An 18,895-nucleotide genomic window follows, 5' to 3' on the forward strand; every position below is an offset into this window, starting at 1 on the left:
CCTACCCGTACAATCCACACTAAGTACCCAAGCATAATTAATTTAACAAATTTTACGCAGGATTTTTTTCATTTTCAAGGCGTATATACGGCGCAGTGTGGCTACGCAACTCTTTATGCAACGCTGAAAATGAGAAAAAAACCAATAAAATGTTGGATTAATTATGCTTGGGCACTTACTTTTGTAGGCTAAAGCCTACTCCCCATCCGAGCATTCCCACGCGGAGCGTGGGGATGAGAACTTACCGCTGTTTTACAAATTTAGTTCTGACTATCTGATAAGGTCTAAACATATAGCCTAAAGGCATGCTCCAGACATGTACCAGGCGGCTAAAGGGAAATAAGAAAAACACTGACATACCTAGGAATAAATGCAGTTTATAAATAAGTCCTACTCCGGATAAATATTCAACCTGAGAATTAAATGACAACATACTTTGCACCCACTCTGCCAAAGCGATCATCACCGATGCATCACCATTAAAAGCATGGTAAATCGACACAGGAATGGTTAATAGACCCACGGCTAATGTCACTAAAATCCAGTCAAGAATAAAAATATCCATAAAACGGCTATTCGCTCTTACACGCGGATGATACATGCGGCGTTTCCATAAAATCACTCCGCCCATCATACACACGGAACCAAACGCAGCTCCGGCTGAAATGGCGACCACTTGATGCATCATATCAGAAACACCTATGGCTAAAAACCAGGTATGCGGAATCACTAAGCCAGCAAAATGTCCCATAAACAATGCAAGTACACCCACATGAAACAGAATACTGCCTTTTTGCAATTGTTCTTTTTCAAATAGCTGGCTGGAGTCCGCTTTCCAGGTGTATTGTTCTCTATCAAAACGAATCACACTGCCGACTATAAAGGTAGTCAGTGCGATATAAGGATAAATCCCAAATAATAAATTACTTAAATTCATATCGATACCTATGCTGCAATATCTGCTAAAAGGCCATGACTTTCCACTACTCTTACCAGTGGTGCGTATGGGCTTGCATTCTTTTCAAGATTACTGGCAATAATGTCAGCCGCTTGTGCCGTTTGCTTTAAAAACGCATGGGCACTTTCAGCATCATCCATGGTGGAGACATATTCCAGAATAAGGGGTAAATAATCGGGCAATTCACCATCACTGATTTCAAAGCCAGTTGACTTATAAAGCTCAGTCAATTCAATGAGTGCAGGTCCTCTTTCTCTGTCTTGCTCATCAAATAAATGATAAGTCAGATACAGTGAGTTTTCAGCCGTCATATCAAAGCTATCTACATATTTAGCTTGAAACTTTGTCAATGGTAAAGCAGATGCCCATGCAATAAAGTCAGTCAGTTTGCTTTTATCTTCATCTTCCAGGTTGGGTAATTCTGAGACAAGTTGACGCATTTCATCCCAGTTCTCTACCAGTTCCTTACGCGGATATTCCAATAACACAGCGAGGACTTTATAAATCTGAGTCATACTACCTCCCCATCAGAGCGCTTGGCAGCGGGGTGATACCGCACAAATTCCAGATTATCAGCAGTTTTGGTGCGCTTATCCGGAAATAACGAGGCCTCAGGGCTGATACTACAACCGTCGTTACCAAAGCTAAAACCATTTTGCCCCTGAAAACTATGAAAATCTTCCTGGCGCAATTCTTCATGACTGGTTGGAATGACAAAACGATCCTCGTAATTGGCAATCGCCATATAACGGTACATTTCGTTCACTTGCTCTTCGCTTAACCCTACTTCCTCCAGTACAGCTAAATCCGTTTTGCCTTCAACATGTTTAGAGCGATAAAAACTACGCATGGCAATCATACGTTTTAAAGCCTGAACTATGGGCTTTTCATCGCCCGCAGTAAACATATTCGCCAGATATTTCATCGGCAAACGCAAGGTTTCAATGCTAGGAATCGCACCATCGGCCATCGTCGATAAATTCCCTTGGTCAATTTGTGATTGTACCGGTGATAGTGGCGGCACATACCAGACCATCGGCAGAGTACGGAATTCAGGATGTAAAGGGAAAGCGACTTTCCAGTCTACGATTAATTTACGAATCGGCGAGTTACGAGCCGCGTCCATCCACGATTCTGGAATACCATCTTCTTTCGCTTGTTTAATCACTTCTGGATCATTTGGATCGAGGAATATATCCAGTTGCGCCTGATATAAATCCTGATCATTTTCGACAGCAGCAAGTTCCGATATACGATCTGCATCATAAAGCATTACGCCATTGTAACGGATACGCCCGACACAGGATTCCGAACAAACGGTTGGCAAGCCAGACTCTACACGAGGGTAACAACCGGTACATTTTTCTGCTTTACCGGACTCCCAGTTATAAAACATTTTCTTGTACGGACAGGCACTGATACACATACGCCAGCTACGACACTTGTCCTGATCAACCAGAACAATACCGTCTTCTTCACGTTTATATAAAGAACCTGAAGGGCACGATGCGACACAAGAAGGGTTAATACAATGGTTACACATACGTGGCAAATACATCAGGAAAGTCTGTTCAAACTCTCCGTATATCTGCTTTTCCATGTTGCTAAAGTTAACGTCAGCACCACGATGTTTGAACTTACCGCCTAAATCATCTTCCCAGTTTGGCCCCCACTCAATTTTGTCCATGCGTAAGCCATCAACCAGGGAACGAGGTCTCGCCGTAGGTGTTGCTTCAACTAATTCACTGTTTTGTAGCGTGGCATAGTCATAGGTAAACGGCTCATAATAATCATCAATGGTCGGCATATTCGGGTTCATGAAAATATTCTTTAAAATATTTAACCGATTACCTGATTTTAATTGCAGTTTACCCCCGTTTAATTCCCATCCACCGTTCCACTTTTCCTGGTCTTCCCAGTTTTTTGGATAGCCGATACCGGGTTTTGATTCAACATTATTAAACCAGGCGTATTCCATCCCTTTACGGTTGGTCCAGACATTTTTACACGTTACTGAACAGGTATGACACCCGATACATTTATCGAGATTCATCACCAGTGAAAAATTTGCTCTTACTTTCATTGTTATTTCACCTTAACTAATTTTTGTAATTTTTGTCGTAAAGAGACTGTTTTTTTGTTCTCCATCCCTATTAAAAAAACGGATCATACCTTGCTGCTCTACCAGCCAAACTTCAACAGCTCCCGCTTCTAAATACAATAAAATTTTGTCTTGCATTTCAACCATAGTATTTGAAGGCGAAAGAATTTCAATACAAATTTCAGGGGCAGAGGTAGCACAAACTTCTTCACAATGTTGTTGGACGAAGCCGCTATCGCGGAGAAAAACAGCGCATCCCTTAAATTTAAAGTGTAACCTCATTGCCTGTTATATGCATAACAGGTAACTTGTAAGCTCATCCAACTAACAATAATGAGGTTACACTGTTATGACACCATCGATAGAGCTTAAATTCAACCATTATTATATCCAGCACTGTAAGCATTTAAAGCTTAAGGGACTGCAACCCAAAACCATTGACGCTTATTCACGCGCTATTCGCCGTATCGGGGAACACTTTCAGGGGCATCTGGATAACTTAACGCAAGATCAACTGGTGGATTATTTTCATGCTCTTTTAAGCCGCCTTTCCTGGAGTGCCGTGAAACTAGATCTCTATGGTCTCAAGTTTTTCTATACACATGTGCTACAAAAGCCGTGGGTTGATGTGCTAATGATTAAACCACCACGATGTACGCGTATACCCGATATTGTCACTGTGGTTGAAGCACAACAACTGTTTATGTCGACCCGTAATCTAAGCTATCGAGTTTTTTATTTTACGATTTACAGTCTAGGTTTACGTTTGGGCGAGGGCTTAAGCCTGAAAGTAGGTGATATTGATGCGACACGCATGCGGGTACATATTCGCAATGCCAAAGGCAATAAGGATCGGCTTGTGCCTTTGCCTGTGAATACCTTGAAGGTGTTGCGTAAGTTTTGGGCTGTGCATAAAAATCCAGTGCTGGTATTTCCCAACCGTGCCCGGGGTCTAAAAGGTGCACATCTTGCTGAATCCCCCCTTGATCGCGGTGGCATCCAGAAGACAATCCGTCTTGTGACGCAAGAAATGGGACTAAAAAAAAGATTTCCTGCCACTCGCTGCGCCACAGTTACGCCACTCACCTGTTAGAAGCCGGGGTTGATTTAGTTGAGTTGCAGAAGATTCTGGGCCATACCAGTTTAGTAACCACGGCTCGCTATACGCATTTGACCGATATTACCGATGAGAATGCAGAGCTGCACATTAATCAGTTAGTCAATGACTTTTCTATTCACTGGGGGCAGATTTCATGATAACCCTAGCTGCAGTGATTGATCAATTTCAGTCTGACTTTTTAAGCGAGTATCAATCTCGTTTACGCTCCAATCAGATCAGTGCATTACATGCCATGAAGAGCTGTCGGACACAGCTGAGTCCTGTGATGCAGGTTAACTGTGCAGACTGTGACTATCAAACCTTTGTGCCTCATTCCTGTGGCCAGCGTAACTGCCCGCATTGTCAACATCATGAGAGTCAACAATGGATTGAACGACAGGTACAAAAACAAGTCCCTGCTGATTATTTTATGAATACCTTTACCTTACCTGCGCAGTTAAGGTCGTTAGCCAGGCAGCATCCGCGGTTACTTTACAGTATGATGTTTGACTGTGCCTGGGCGACTTTACAGAGTTTTAGTAAAAATGATAAGCAGTTGCAAGGCGATGCCGGGGCGATTGCTGTCTTACATACACACTCACGCGAATTAAATTATCATCCGCATATTCATGTCATTATGCCTGCGGCAATCGTGGATAAAATCAAGAAGCTCTGGCGCACTAAGGAAGGCAAATACCTGTTTCATCATAAAGCACTAGCAAAAGTATTTCGTGCAAAGATGCTAGCGCGTATGAACGAAGAAAAGTTGCCATTTCCCACAGCTATTCCGGAAAAATGGGTGGTCGATTGTAAGTTTGTCGGTGCAGGCGATAAAGCATTGATATATCTGGGTCGATACCTGTATCGTGGTGTGATTCGTGAACAGGATATCTTATCCTGCCAAAATGGCAAAGTAACCTACCGTTATCAAGACAGCAAAACCAAACGCTATCAAACCAAAACGGTATCGGGGGCTAAATTTCTGTGGCTGGTGCTGCAACATGTTTTGCCTAAAGGCTTTCGTCGTGCGCGCAATTATGGCTTTTTACATCCGAATAGCAAGGGTGTTATTAAGTTGATTCACTCCCTGCTAAAGTTTGACCCGACGAAGATATTGCGTGCACTCAAAGTACGGCCGGCATTCAGTTGCAAATGTTGTGGCGGGGCGATGGTTGTTGGGCGTCGGCAAATACCCAGGGTGGAAATAATGTTTCAGCCTTTGCCAACTTAACAATTGGAATCACTAGCGCTTATGTAAATTTAAACACTTCGACCCAGGCTATCAGCGGATTAAATGCTGAGGGAGTTGCTTGGGCTAAAATCGGAGATTAAGGCAGAATTTTGCTCCGATACTTGGACTTTGAGAGTTGACTGCAATGGACAACGCTCAAAGTTCAGTTAAACAGGTAAAAACAGAGGTTCGATTCATCAGTCGGGCTGATCAACAAAAAGCTATTTTCATAGAGCGCATTAAATGAATTCCTACTATCGTGCCGGGCTTGTCCAACAAACGGTTCAGATTGTGGCTCGCTTCGCGATCACAATCTAACCTTATTCGTTGGAAATATTCCTCTGTTCCCCAGGCAACATCAGGCACTTTAACGCCAAGTCGGGTTTCAATAGCGAGTTCAGTAAATATTTCACCCCCTAATTCAGTACCTAAAATTTTTGCTAATTTACCTTGCAAACGGCTATGTATTAAGGAAACGGGGGACATTTCTATTTTTCCTCGTTCATTGAGTTCTATTTTGTAGGGTAAATCCTGTAAAGATTTATCCGCTAAAACATCTTGCCATTGCATTAGTCCTCCTCATGCACATAAGGTGCCTGTGGTACGCCCTCAGGATTCAGCTGTTTTTCTTTAGCAGCCGTTAACGGCTCTTCCAGCCATTGAATATCCTGATCTTCAATTTTATGCAAGATCACATACTCATCACGTTGCGAACCGATGGTTCCATAGTAGTTAAAACCATAGCTTAACTGCGCATAACCACCAATCATATGTGTCGGCTTAACCGTAATACGGGTGACACTGTTTAAAATACCGCCACGCTTACCTGTGGTATTAGACCCTGGTACATTAACGTTCTTCTCCTGCGCGTGATACATCATTGCCATACCATCCGGAATACGTTGACTGACTACCGCTCTGGCAACGGTTGCACCATTGATATTCAGTGCTTCGACCCAGTCGTTATCTTCGATCCCTGCTTTTTCAGCATCAGTTTCGGAAATCCACAGATGTGGTCCTCCGCGAGACAAAGTCAACATGCGCAAGTTATCTTGATAAGTACTGTGTATGCCCCACTTACTATGCGGAGTAATCCAGTTCAATTTCAAGTGTGGTTTATCACCCACTTTCTTCATCATTTCAGCCGTTGATAACATATCCACCGCTGGTTTGTAGGTACAGAAAGCTTCACCAAAATCACGCATCCACTGATGATCTTGATAGAACTGTGCACGCCCCGTCAAAGTACGAAAAGGAATATGCTCGTGGATATTGGTATAACAAGCGTTATAACTCACTTTTTCCGACTCAATACCACTCCAGGTCGGCGCAGTAATGATCTTACGCGGTTGTGCCTTAATATCACGGAAAGTAATTTTGTCATCTTCACGCGGTAATGCTAGATGAGTATGGTCTACCCCCGTTTTAGTACCTAATGCTTTCCAGGATCTCACAGCCACTTCGCCATTGGTTTCTGGAGCCAGTGCCAAAATCGTTTCACAAACACTAATATCATCTTCTAGCGATGGCATCCCTTTAGAAATACCTTCCTCTTTAATAGTGTAATTAATCTCTTTGAGGTGCTCGTATTCTTTCTCGGTATTCCAGTCAATCCCTTTAATATTATTACCTTGCTTAGGCAGTAGCGGCCCTAGTGCAGTGTACTTTTTATAGGTATTGGCAAAATCACGTTCAACGACTTTTAACACAGGCATTGTTTTGCCTGGTATAGGCTCACACTCGCCACGCTTCCAGTCTTTCACATCCATCGCCTGAGCCAATTCAGCGGGGGTGTCATGCAACAGCGGTAAAGCCACCACATCTTTTTGGATACCCAGATGTTTCTCGGCTAATTCGGAAAATGATTTGGAGATAGTCTTAAAAATTTGCCAGTCAGAACGTGACTCCCAGCCTGGATCAACCGCCTGGGTTAAGGGGTGAATAAACGGATGCATATCCGTGGTATTCAAATCATTTTTCTCATACCAGGTAGCCGTCGGTAAAACAATATCTGAATACGCACCGGTAGAATTTAAACGGAAGTTAATATCCACCATTAAATCCAGTTTGGCGATCGGCGCATCTTTATGCCATTTAATTTCCTGTCCTTCCGCTTCTGGAAGTACATCTTGCATCACGCCATTCTGTGCCCCTAACAAATGCTTAAGGAAATATTCATGACCTTTGGCACTACAACCAATCAGATTAGCTCGCCAGACAAACAAGTTGCGTGGATGATTTTCCGGCGCATCAATATCTTCAGCGGCAAATTTAATATCACCTGATTTAAGTTGCTTAACAATATAATCAGCAACACCCTTTTCATCAGCTGCACCCGCCGCTTCTGCGTCTTTAACAATCTGCATAGGATTCTTGTTAAAGTGCGGGGCAGATGGCAACCAACCTAAACGCTGCGATACAACATTGTAATCAGCCAGATTATGACCTTTATAATTAGCCTGTGCCGTCGCTGCTAATAACCCGTCCGCTTCTACTTTCTCATAACGCCATTGATCGGTATGGAAATAAAAATAAGTCGTACCATTCATATGGCGTGGCGGCTTTTGCCAGTCGAGTGCAAAAGCAACCGGTGCCCAGCCAGCTTGTGGGCGTAGTTTTTCCTGACCTACATAATGACACCAACCCCCACCACTTTGTCCTATACAACCACACATATGTAGCAGGTTCATAATGGCACGGTAATGCATATCATTGTGATACCAGTGATTTAAACCAGCACCCAAGATGACCATGGATTTACCCATAGTCTTGGAAGCATTATCAGCAAATTCCCTACCACTACGAATAATATCGGCTTGTTTCACCCCCGTGATTTTTTCAGCCCATGCAGGCGTATTGGGAATGCTTGCATCATCATAGCCGGAGGCTATATCGCCACCCAGCCCACGATCAAGACCATATTGTGCAAGTTGTAAGTCAAATACAGTCGCTACCAGCGTTTCTTTGCCATTCAACGTGACTTTTTTTACTGGTACATTGCGCCGCATAGGTACATCAACACCAGTTTGAAAGTCAGGCATTAAGACTTCTACGACATCATCTTTATCGAAAATCAGGCTAAGACGCGGCTTGGTATTTCTACGCCCTTTCTTAGGAACCAGATTCCATTTTCCCTCTTCACCCCAGCGGAAACCAATAGAACCATTAGGTGCGATAATATCGCCCGTCTTTTCATCAATAACCACTGTTTTCCAGTCCGGGTTATTACTTTCGCCTAATGAATCATCAAAATCGGCAGCACGCAGAAAACGACCATTAACATACGAGCCTTCATATTCATCCAATATAACCAGCATGGGCATATCAGTATAAGTACGTGCATATTCTTCAAAATAAGCGTCTTGATTATCAATAAAGAATTCTTTTAAGGCAACATGCCCCATTGCCAGGAATATGGCGGCATCAGTTCCTTGCTTAGCAGGCATCCATAAGTCAGCAAATTTAACGTACTCTGCATAATCAGGCGAAATAGCAACGACTTTCGCACCTTTATAGCGTACTTCTGCATAAAAATGCGCATCTGGCGTACGTGTCATCGGCAAGTTAGACCCTGCAACCACAATATAGGTTGAGTTATACCAGTCAGCAGACTCAGGCACATCGGTTTGCTCACCCCAGGTTTGTGGTGACGCAGGTGGTAAATCACAGTACCAATCATAAAATGATAATACAGCACCGCCAATTAGAGATAAATAGCGGGTTCCTGCCGCATAACTTATCATTGACATAGCTGGAATGGGAGAGAACCCTGCGATTCTGTCAGGACCGTGCACCTTGATGGTATAGATATTAGAAGCGGCAATAATTTCTGCAACCTCTTCCCAGTCAACACGGACAAAACCACCCAAGCCACGTACTGCGGTATATTTTTTACGTTTTTCAGGATCTTCCTGAATGGCACCCCAGGCTTCGACAGGATCTTTGCCTGTTGCACGTTCATCTCTATATAAAGAGACTAAACGCTCACGGATTAACGGGTGCTTAACGCGTAATGGACTATATAAATACCAGGAAAAACTTGCCCCACGCGGACAACCACGTGGTTCATGGTTGGGCATATCAGGGCGTGTACGTGGGTAATCTGTTGCCTGCATTTCGAAAGCAACCAGGCCATTTTTAACATGGATATTCCATGAACAACTTCCGGTACAGTTGACCCCGTGCGTCGAGCGCACGACTTTATCATAACGCCAGCGATTACGGTAACCGTCTTCCCATTGGCGGTCTTCATTGGTAACAATACCGTGACCACCCGAAAATTTACTTTGAACTTTTTTGAAAAAGTTTAGACGGTCTAAAAAATGACTCATCGTGTTTTTCTCCTGTTATTGATTATCGTTCCCACAAATTACGAGGGAATGAGTTTATTTCTTCTCGTTCCCACGCTCTGCGTGGGCATGCATACGGGAACGCTCCGCGTTCTGTGGTACAGAAGTTCATCAAGCACAATAAACCTTAAGCAATCCTGCTGTATCCCGTGTTTCTCGACGCAGAGCGTCGGTCTATGCGTTCCCACGCAGAGCGTGGGAACGAGGGAATGAGTTTATTTAAGGGTTATAAAACTCACCGTCCTTACGTAAATAAAACCACCAATTTATCATAATACAAACCACATAAAAGGCAGCAAAACCCATCAAAGCCACTTCAGGTGTGGTTGCCTTAATTTGTTCGCCAAATACTTTAGGAATATAGAAAGCACCATAAGCCGCAACCGCAGAAGTCCAGCCTAAAACGGGCCCCACTTGCTCTTTAGGGAAAACATGGGCAATGGTTCTGAACGTTGAACCGTTACCGATACCTGTTGCAGCAAATAAAATTAAAAATATAATTAAAAAGGGCACAAAATACTCTTCAGGTGTGGCCGAGTTGTAAGCCGCCTTCATATAGTAAGCAACTCCCCCTGCACTAATTACCATCACAAATGAACAGATATGTGTCACCCATGCACCACCAAACTTATCTGCAATCATGCCACCCACCGGACGAATCAAGGCACCAATAAAAGCACCTGTCCAGGCATACATTAATGCACTAGGACCATTGGGGTTTGCGATATCATGATTCATCACACCATCAACCATAATATGCTGATAACCAAAAATAACTTTAATTGCCAGCGGAAAACAGGCGGCAAAACCGATAAAAGAACCGAAAGTCATGGTATAGATAATACTCATCACCCAGGTATGTTTGTTATCGAAAATCTGATATTGCCTGCCAAGGCTTTCACCGATTTGGCCTGGAATAATTTTTAATAAAGAAACCGTTAGCGCAATAACAATAAATAGAGCAATTTCTTTAGGAACCTGAAACCCCGACCCATACACAGACTCAGGCAAGATTAACCATAAACCAAACACGGCACTGATAAAACTAATACCCAACATGCCAGCAATCATGCTAAAGCTAAGAATTGGACCACGCTCAATAGGCGAGACTTCTTCTGTGCGAATATTATTCATCCCAAACCAGCCAAAAAAGGCGAGTGGGATAAGAAATAATATCCAGATAAACCCCGCGTTTTGTATATACGTTTCAGTACCTGCCGCAATCTTACCAATCAACGAGCCTGAAGTAGATTGTAAAATCATGGGATCCCCACCCAATGAACCAAATAAGCCAAAAGTCATAGATAGTGGAATAAGGATTTGCATGGTAGTTACACCAAAATTACCCAGACCTGCATTCAACCCTAAAGCCAGACCCTGCACTTTCTTGGGAAAGAAAAAGCTGATATTGGACATCGAAGATGCAAAGTTACCGCCACCAAAGCCAGATAATAATGCCAACACCTGAAATACCCAGAAAGGCGTACTTTGATCACGCAGAGCAAGACCTGTGCCCAATGCAGGGATAATTAATAGTGCAGTGGTAAAGAAAATAGTATTACGCCCACCACATAAGCGAATAAAAAAACTACTGGGAATTCTAAGCGTTGCACCCGTCAAACCTGCAATCGCCATTAAAGTAAATAAATCAGATTTTGGATACGGAAACCCTAGATTCAACATTTGTACGGTGATAATGCCCCAGTACAACCAGATGGCAAAACCACATAATAAACTGGGAATTGAAATCCATAAATTTCGATTCGCAATATGCTTGCCTTCAGATTCCCAAAACTCTGAGTCTTCGACATCCCACTTCTTTAAATCAGCCATACACACTCCACTTCAAGGGTTAAATAGTTATTTCACAATTTTACTCCTAAACCAGAATAAAAGCGCCTGTTTATCAATAAAAATGCAGCTGTAACATGTTGAAAAATAAAGAGATAACCTAGTAAAATACTAGGTTATTACCTTGGTGTTTATTCGATACTTTTATATCAATATAATTTATAAGGGTTTTTCTATCCCCAACACTAAAACAACAATTGAAATATGGTATATTTTTCTCAGCCATTAATTTGAGTTGACAATAAATTACTCTTTATTTATTTTCTGCTTCGTCATTCTTTAGTAAGAATAATGTATGGTTTGCCCATAGCAATATTGCTTTAGCCCTAAATAACGGAAATTACGACTTGCTTATAAAAAAGCCATTCCTTGCTTGCAAGATCAATGCGTATTAGAAACACTACTTCATTACCCAATGATATTTGTTACGATTCGCGTTATAAATGCAGTCCAAACAGAGTGGAAATTAGACAGTATGCATTAGCCAATAATTAATATCGAATGGAAGTGTAAACCTAAAAGTGACCAGAAAAATCAACACTGTAGTGTGTACTGCCTAAGAACAAATATCCCTGACTGGTTGGAAGAACAGTTATGGACGACCTATACCATGCTCACAGAGATTGAAGCGAACTTTAGAAGCCTGAAAACCGAACTGGGCTTGCGCCCTGTCTACCTCAAAAAGGAAGGCCGGGTTACCGGGCACCTATTCATCACATTATTAGCTTGCCACCTGGTACGTACACTGCGTTATCAACTTAAACTACAGGATATTCATCTAAGCGGGGAAAGCATTCGCAACATTATGCCGACCCAACAACGTATGACCCTTACCTTGCCCACTGATAACGATACAATCATTCACTTGCGAACCACAAGCAAAGCAGAAACCAGACAAAAACAAATCTATACTGCTTTGAATATTAACCCCGACCCGATAGGAAAATTTAAAACGATCGTTGATATGAAATCTGTAGTGCCAACTGAGACCAATTGAAAAACTTAACTCATTGAAATAATGGGGAATTGACTGTATAAGTCACGAAAATGGGTTAAAAGGTGAATCCTGCGAAAAATACAATCAAATTTGACTGATGGTGAACACTTAGAGAAATACACCCAATCGGTGAATAAAGGAGGTGTTCATGATCATAATAATATGCAGTGCGAGAGGCGGAATCGAACCGTCGACACGAGGATTTTTAGTCCTCTGCTTTACCGACTGAACTACCTGGGCTTACTAAAGAATGGCTAGTATTCCAAGTGGTTGTGTGAAAAAGACAGGCAAGGGACTGGACAAACTCCACTGATAAAATGTTCGATTGATCTTTTTGAATGGCTGTTGTCGACCGATTTTGGGCATTGAGTTATTTTAAATTTCAATCGATATTGGTCGAGTAGACGGGTTCTTCCGACAAGCTAGTCAATGAGTCGATAATACTTTTATTGTACACTTCGCTGCAAGCAGCTACTGTGTGATTTCTAACCATTGCTAATTCTCATCAGTTGTTACCACGCCCCTCACAGAACCGTGCTGGCGCTATTTACGCACACGGCTCCTCGACAACACGCTTTACCTTGAAGTAGATAATAAATTCACCGTAATTCGTGGATTCGGTAATGGGTACAGTTTGAGAAGTTTAGTGAACTTTTCCCATGTGTAGCAACCCCGTTTTCCACGACGATTTAACCATTTATACAACGTTTGAGTTACCCAATAGGCAAAGCTTTGCAGACTTTTACTATTATCGGTCACACCGTAATAGGCAAAATGTCCGCGCAATTTTGCCGCAGTCGTTTTCATAATTTGTTTGGTAGGCAGCGTTCTGTTTGCCTTTAGCCATTCTTTATACCCAACAACCTTGGCGGTAAATCGTTTACTGACCGTTTTCCTTTTCATCCGATAACGCTTGCCATCTCGACTACGTGAGTTGTAGTGCGTGAACCCTAGAAAATCAAACGTGGCGGGTCTTTCGCCACTGGCTTTTGCTTTTGATTGAGCAAATTTTCCAAATTTAAATAGTTTGGTTTTCTCGGGCGCAACTTCAAGGTTAAATTGCTTTAGCCGTGTTTCCATGGCCTCCTTAAAGTGCTTGGCTTCAGCTTCTATTTGAAAGCAGACAACATAGTCATCCGCATAGCGAATGAGCCTTGCATAGCCTTTGCATTTGCTCTTTATACACTTTTTAAACCATAGGTCTAATGTGTAGTGTAGGTAAATGTTGGCTAGCAGTGGCGAAATAACTCCACCTTGCGGTGTGCCTGTTTCACTGGCTTTGTGTTGTCCATCTTCTTGTATCCCTGCTTTGAGAAACCGTTGGATGAGTCTGAGGATCCGTTTGTCCGCTATACGATGACTGATAAATTGTATCAATTGATCTTGGTTTACATTATCGAAGAAACCTTTTATATCGGCTTCTACTATATAATGAACAGGCTGGTTTTCTACTGTTTCGCTTAATGCGCGTAGCGCATCATGACAACTTCGTAGCGGTCTGAATCCATAAGAATCGTTAAGAAAATCTTGCTCATAGATTGCTTGCAGGATTTTGACTAAGCCAGCCTGTACCAATTTATCTTCTAGCGTCGGGATACCCAGTGGTCGTTTCCGTTGACTGCCTGCTTTGGGAATGTAAATCCTTAAGACAGGCTGTGGCTTATACGCCATTTTATGCAGTCGCTCGACTAGATTATCTAGGTTTGCTTCCAGATTAATGGCGTATTTCTCTTTGGTGATATTATCTATGCCTGACGCGGCTTTTCCTTTGAGCCCCGTAAAACATTCCAGCAGTAACTCTTTATTCATCAGGTGATATAAGCTGGTGAATTGACAGTCCTTGTCTGTGCTGGCTTTCTTGGCTATGCGTTGCAGTTTTGTTGGCACGCTTTCTACATTACTGTGCATGATACATGTGTCCCTGCTCCGCTGTTGTTGTCGTGATGGCCTTCCCTCCAGATGCATTACACACTTTCATCGGTACTATGCCACCATCCGACTTCCTGAACCGCTTCGGCTGTTCTTGTTTTATTATCACTTGTTCAACCTACTCTCTTCTTGAAAGACGATTCAGGATCTCCCGAGTTGCCGATTATTCCCAATGTCCAACATGCCATGCTTTACAACCCCGAAGCAGCCTTATGATACTTGTCATGCGCGTCATAGAATAGGGACTTCCAGAAAGGGTACTCTGTCGTCCTGCTTACGTAAAACCATTTCGAGGCTAAATCACTTCAACTTGCGCTTACGGCCTGCTGGCTTGCGCCCATCGTGCTTGACGTTTGGAGTTACCTCCGCCTGCCCGATGTTGACTATCTGGTGGTTGACCTACCTTGCCAGAGCGGGACTTTCACCTGCTGGAATTATCGACCTTGCTCGGCCGCACACCCTTTTGGTCCCAGGCTTATTGCTTGGGTAGCAAAAAGGAACCTTGACGCCATAATTTCTAGTTTACCTTTACTTACAGCTCTGAAAATAGCGTAACGGCTGTAGTAACATCCGATATGAAACACAATCTTACGGTGTAGCAAAGTTTTCTTATATAATTACAATTTGACCTTGGTTTAGTCACTTGATCAGCTAAAGGTAACAACTAGCTTGTATGTAAATATAAGTTCAACAGAGCTAATGGTTCAAGCCTGAACGATATAAAATAAAGGTGACTTGAAATTGTTACAGCAGTGACAGTTGTTACGGACTCGTTGAATCTAGCTTGATGAAAATAGATTACAATTATGTTTATGCTATATTTGATTGGCTGGTTTTAGAAATGTGTTGATTTTAAAGCTAAAAATAGGGAAGATACACTGAATATTGAATATTAAATTATTCTGTACAAATTTAAAAACTTTTTTCGTAATGGTGATAGCGAAAATAGTGATATTATTTTCACCCTTATAAATAAGAAGATGACTCATGAGTAAAGGTACAGTTAAGTGGTTTAGTGCGGATAAAGGTTTTGGCTTTATAACTCCAGAAGATGGAAGTAAAGATCTATTTGTTCATCACTCAGAAATTCAGGCTGGCGGGAGCTACGCAACTCTAAATGACGGCCAAGAGGTTGAATATGAAGTAGGTCAGGGTCAAAAAGGGCCATGTGCTAATAAAGTACAACCGCTATAAACACCCAATAACAGATAGATATCAAGGCAATCTAGAGGGAAGCAAGGCTTTGCTTTCCCCAAGATTGCAGTATTTTGCTTATCAAAAAGAATCTTGACTGGCTGCAATGGGTCGTTAGTGATCATTGAGAAACCTGCTTCGTCAGTCACATTCCTACCAAATTGTATGTTCACATGCAGCCAAGAGCAGCCGATAATATTTATTACTTTCAATCGAGTCTGACCCTTTTGGTCCTATGGCTGAGCGTCATACGTAATCAGGAAGTTAAATGGGTGCTAGGCTAAAATGTTACTATCGGGGCTTTTGTTTAAACCAAAGCGGTCGATTTTTTTATACAGGGTGGTACGAGTGATGCCCAGCTTTCTTGCGGTAAGCGATATATTGCCGCCATATTGATTTAAAGCGGTTTTAATGGCGTGCATTTCCCAGTCGGCTAAACTCATGCTGCTGGTATTAACGGGACTGTCAATTTCTAAAGATTGAGGTACTGATGATGCATTGGTGTCATTCCATTCCTGCATGAAATCCATGGGTAGGTCATTCTGGGTAATATGTGTATCTCCTGCTGTATATAAGGTTGCTCTGACAACATTGATAAATTGTCTTATATTGCCTGGCCAGGGGTGATGGTTGAGTAAATCAATCACTTTAGGGCAAATGGATACTTGGTTGTCACCCACTATGTTTTTTATTTCCCTTTGTAGCAGGTGCTGGATAATTTGTTGTTTATCTGTGCGTTCGCGTAATGGCAGTAAATGAATTTGTGCGCCATTTAAGCGGTAGTAAAGATCCTGGCGAAAACGCCCTGCCTTGACGGCTTCAGAAAGCTGAACATTGGTTGCGGCTACGATTTGCACATCAACATGTATGGGGCGCGTTCCTCCTACAGGAGTAAATTCAGAGGTTTCAAGAACACGTAATAGGGTAGACTGCAAGTCTATGCTCATGTCTCCGATTTCATCCAGAAATATTATGCCATGATTTGCCAGACTAAACTTTCCGGGCTTACCCCCGCTTCTTGCACCAGTAAAACTGCCGGATTCATAGCCGAATAACTCACTTTCGATAAGCTCACGGGGGATAGACGCGCAGTTAATCGCTATCAGCGGGGCATCTTTTCTAGGGCCAGCGTTTTTCATTAAATTAACAAAATGGTCTTTACCTACGCCAGACTCCCCGGTAATTAAGATGGGGATTTTATGTTTTTGTAATTTAACCGCTTTATCGACCAGGTGGGTTAACTCTTTTGTGACCGAGGAAGAATATTCCGTTTCATCTATTTTTTTTGCCGGTTGAAAAGCAATTTTTTTCAGTACTCGCACTTGTGCTGTCTGGTTCCTGGTAATGGGCAGGCTAGTGTTTACCAGGACGCAAATCAAATGTAAAAAGGCAAACAGAGAATTCATTTTCTCCTGATGATCACTGACCAGGCCAATGACAGCGAGTAATTCTCCCGACTCATTGAGCAGGGGGTAACCAACCGTCGTGTAGGGGTGCAAAATGCTTAAATAATGTTCCATGCCCTGAAATGCAACAGGGGCTTTTAATTTAAGCGCTGTTCCTATGCCGTTATTACCTAACACTGATTCATGCCAGTTGGTTTGCCTGATTTGTGTAGGCAGTTGAAAGGCGCGGGGAAATTGTTGCTCACCAGCCACGTATAAGAGGCTACTATTGGGAGCAACGACGACCATCATACCCCCGGATTCTTTAAGAAAAACCTGAAAATGGTGGCTTAAGTGTTTTATTTGCTGGGCTACGTGTTCTGCTGCATCCATATCATCATTTGCGGTGTGGTGCCGCAAATGTTTATCCCAGTTAGCGAAATTACCCAGAGGTAAATGATACTCTTCCAGGCAACGGAACCAGGCATCTGATACTTCGGGACGCACCCAGTCACGTTGATCTGGCACTGAGCGAGACTGTACCATCCACTGCCATGCCTGGATAGGGCGGAACATTTCAAATTCAAAGGATTGACGTAACAGAAATGTTTCTTGAACAATATTGATTTTACTGGGAATTTTGAGTGCAATATCCATATTTAGTCTCTTGAGATTTCTGTGTAAAAAATCGTATCGACACAAAACTATATTCGCTTATTTTGGTCTATAAAACAATTGCTTACAACGTTTACTTAACAAGATAACAGAATAAGAAAAAGAGGCAATGCGGCATAATGTCGCACTGCCTTTATTCCATAACAGAACAAAAGTGCTCATGGGCTGAGCAGAAGGGAGTAAGGTATTGAAAAATTAAACAATTACTAACATGCTAAGAGACTAGCCGGGGCACTATTCGTGCCAGAATAAGCAAGCATAAATTTACATAGACTGCCTTTTCAATGAATGATAGCTGGTCAAACCAGACTGTCAGGTGCGCAGTTAAACTATCGTATATTTTATGGAGCACGAGGGTCCTCTCGTGTGGCAGCGGCCCACTCGGGTGAGTAACCATCCATAATAGACAGGTCTGGTACATGCATCACCACGACATGTGTGGTAATTAAAGTACCTATTACGCTGACAGCATTACGCAATGCCAGGCGAGCCACCTTAACGGCATCAATCACACCAATAGCAAAATAATCACCGTATTCTTTAGTTTGCGTGTTAAGGGCAAAGTGTGGATTATGTTCGCTATTGATACGTGCAATGACTTCCTGCGAGTTATACCCAGCATTTTCAACCAGCGTTTGCAGTGGCTTTTGCAAGGCCTGCTTAACTATTTCCACACCTTGCTGCTGCTCCGTATTCGTAGCAATAACACCATCTAATGCAGTCATAATATTGTAGAAGCCTACGCCTCCACCAGGCATAACGCCTTCTTCCAGTGCCGCCTGTACTGACATATAGGCATTTTCTATACGTACCATGCGTTCCTTGATCTCGACATCGGTGGTGCCGCCAACTTCATAAACACCTGTTTTTCCGGCCAGAATAGCAAGCCGTTCAACTAATTCTTCATGGTCATGTTGGTTTCCAGAAGGTGAACCATCACCCGGTTTTTTTTGCAGAATGGTTTCAGCTTCCTGCTTAAGTCTGGAGATGGTTTGATCTATTGCTGCTTGATCCCCTTTAGCACCAATAATGGTTACTGAATCATTGCTTATAACGAATAAGGTTAGATTGTGATCGCGAAGCGAGCCACAATCTGAACCGTTTGTTGGACAAGCCCGGCACGATA

Annotated in this window: 13 protein-coding genes and 1 pseudogene; 4 read left to right on the forward strand and 10 right to left on the reverse strand. The window is 42.6% G+C overall.

Annotated features, from left to right (window positions below; translation table 11 throughout):
• Positions 1 to 241: 241 nt before the first annotated feature.
• The 4 genes from narI to ACQY3F_RS03320 are packed head-to-tail and all read right to left on the reverse strand — an operon-like array spanning position 242 to position 3,341.
• Complete coding sequence (narI, locus tag ACQY3F_RS03305) at positions 242 to 937, reverse strand: respiratory nitrate reductase subunit gamma (protein WP_428353478.1); 696 nt, start codon at positions 935 to 937, stop codon at positions 242 to 244.
• 8 nt (positions 938 to 945) lie between these two features.
• Entirely contained in the window at positions 946 to 1,473 is a 528-nt protein-coding gene (narJ, locus tag ACQY3F_RS03310; RefSeq protein ID WP_428353479.1) for a nitrate reductase molybdenum cofactor assembly chaperone, read from the reverse strand.
• The gene (narH, locus tag ACQY3F_RS03315) at positions 1,470 to 3,041 is read right to left on the reverse strand and encodes a nitrate reductase subunit beta (protein ID WP_428353481.1); all 1,572 of its coding nucleotides are present in this window, start codon (positions 3,039 to 3,041) and stop codon (positions 1,470 to 1,472) included. The genes narJ and narH overlap by 4 nt, the downstream gene beginning before the upstream one ends.
• 12 nt (positions 3,042 to 3,053) lie before the next feature.
• The gene (locus ACQY3F_RS03320; protein WP_428353482.1) at positions 3,054 to 3,341 is read right to left on the reverse strand and encodes a Uma2 family endonuclease; all 288 of its coding nucleotides are present in this window, start codon (positions 3,339 to 3,341) and stop codon (positions 3,054 to 3,056) included.
• Positions 3,342 to 3,408: 67 nt separating this feature from the next.
• On the opposite strand from ACQY3F_RS03320, the pseudogene ACQY3F_RS03325 reads away from it, so the two are divergent.
• A pseudogene (locus ACQY3F_RS03325) lies at positions 3,409 to 4,316 on the forward strand (tyrosine-type recombinase/integrase).
• Positions 4,313 to 5,389, forward strand: a complete 1,077-nt coding sequence (locus tag ACQY3F_RS03330) for an IS91 family transposase (protein WP_428352924.1) — start codon at positions 4,313 to 4,315, stop codon at positions 5,387 to 5,389. Before ACQY3F_RS03325 ends, ACQY3F_RS03330 begins: the two are co-directional and overlap by 4 nt.
• A gap of 210 nt (positions 5,390 to 5,599) precedes the next feature.
• On the opposite strand, the gene ACQY3F_RS03335 is transcribed toward ACQY3F_RS03330, so the two are convergent.
• The 3 genes from ACQY3F_RS03335 to ACQY3F_RS03345 form a co-directional block, all read right to left on the reverse strand.
• On the reverse strand, positions 5,600 to 5,959 hold the full coding sequence (locus ACQY3F_RS03335) for a hypothetical protein (protein WP_428353483.1): 360 nt from the start codon (positions 5,957 to 5,959) through the stop codon (positions 5,600 to 5,602).
• Complete coding sequence (locus ACQY3F_RS03340) at positions 5,959 to 9,720, reverse strand: nitrate reductase subunit alpha (protein WP_428353484.1); 3,762 nt, start codon at positions 9,718 to 9,720, stop codon at positions 5,959 to 5,961. The genes ACQY3F_RS03335 and ACQY3F_RS03340 overlap by 1 nt, the downstream gene beginning before the upstream one ends.
• 237 nt (positions 9,721 to 9,957) lie before the next feature.
• Positions 9,958 to 11,571, reverse strand: a complete 1,614-nt coding sequence (locus ACQY3F_RS03345) for a hypothetical protein (protein WP_428353485.1) — start codon at positions 11,569 to 11,571, stop codon at positions 9,958 to 9,960.
• Positions 11,572 to 12,169: 598 nt separating this feature from the next.
• Here ACQY3F_RS03345 and ACQY3F_RS03350 point away from each other — a divergent pair.
• Positions 12,170 to 12,586, forward strand: a complete 417-nt coding sequence (locus ACQY3F_RS03350; protein ID WP_428353486.1) for a hypothetical protein — start codon at positions 12,170 to 12,172, stop codon at positions 12,584 to 12,586.
• Positions 12,587 to 13,162: 576 nt separating this feature from the next.
• Here the strand turns inward: ACQY3F_RS03350 and ltrA are convergent.
• Complete coding sequence (gene ltrA, locus ACQY3F_RS03355; protein ID WP_428353488.1) at positions 13,163 to 14,494, reverse strand: group II intron reverse transcriptase/maturase; 1,332 nt, start codon at positions 14,492 to 14,494, stop codon at positions 13,163 to 13,165.
• Between the two features lie 1,008 nt (positions 14,495 to 15,502).
• Between ltrA and ACQY3F_RS03360 the strand changes: the two genes are divergently transcribed.
• A complete protein-coding gene (locus ACQY3F_RS03360) occupies positions 15,503 to 15,709 on the forward strand; it encodes a cold-shock protein (RefSeq protein WP_087870097.1) in 207 nt (68 codons plus the stop codon).
• Positions 15,710 to 15,984: 275 nt separating this feature from the next.
• Here ACQY3F_RS03360 and ACQY3F_RS03365 read toward each other — a convergent pair whose 3' ends face one another.
• The gene (locus ACQY3F_RS03365; RefSeq protein WP_428353489.1) at positions 15,985 to 17,751 is read right to left on the reverse strand and encodes a sigma-54-dependent Fis family transcriptional regulator; all 1,767 of its coding nucleotides are present in this window, start codon (positions 17,749 to 17,751) and stop codon (positions 15,985 to 15,987) included.
• A gap of 359 nt (positions 17,752 to 18,110) precedes the next feature.
• Complete coding sequence (locus tag ACQY3F_RS03370; RefSeq protein ID WP_428357594.1) at positions 18,111 to 18,821, reverse strand: TCP-1/cpn60 chaperonin family protein; 711 nt, start codon at positions 18,819 to 18,821, stop codon at positions 18,111 to 18,113.
• Positions 18,822 to 18,895 lie beyond the last annotated feature (74 nt).

The sequence above is a fragment of the Methyloprofundus sp. genome, from assembly GCF_965251085.1.
Classification (GTDB): Bacteria; Pseudomonadota; Gammaproteobacteria; order Methylococcales; family Methylomonadaceae; genus Methyloprofundus.